The organism is Pseudoalteromonas fuliginea, from assembly GCF_000690055.1.
GTDB lineage: Bacteria > Pseudomonadota > Gammaproteobacteria > Enterobacterales > Alteromonadaceae > Pseudoalteromonas > Pseudoalteromonas fuliginea.
The window spans coordinates 1-225 of the sequence record NZ_JJNZ01000306.1 but is presented as its reverse complement, the minus strand read 5'-3'; the positions used below and the strand labels follow the sequence as shown (position 1 = coordinate 225).

Below are 225 nucleotides of genomic sequence, written 5' to 3'. Positions count from 1 at the left end.
GCATCGGTATCGATTGGGGTGTTAGTTGCATCATTAGGGTCATAACCCAGCTGCTCTTCATAATCATTATTGATGCCATCGCCATCACGGTCATCATCACTGTTATCACCAATACCGTCTTTATCGAGATCGCTTTGTTCGTTTTTATCGAGTGGAAATGCATCTAACTCATTGGCAATATTATCGCCATCAATGTCGCTGTCTAGTGGGTCTGGAATGGCGTCT

Annotated in this window: 1 protein-coding gene; it reads right to left on the bottom strand. The window is 44.0% G+C overall.

Going from position 1 to position 225, the window contains the following annotated elements; genetic code table 11:
• The coding region (locus tag DC53_RS22360; protein WP_033032895.1) for a hypothetical protein at positions 1-225 on the bottom strand (225 nt) is incomplete at both ends.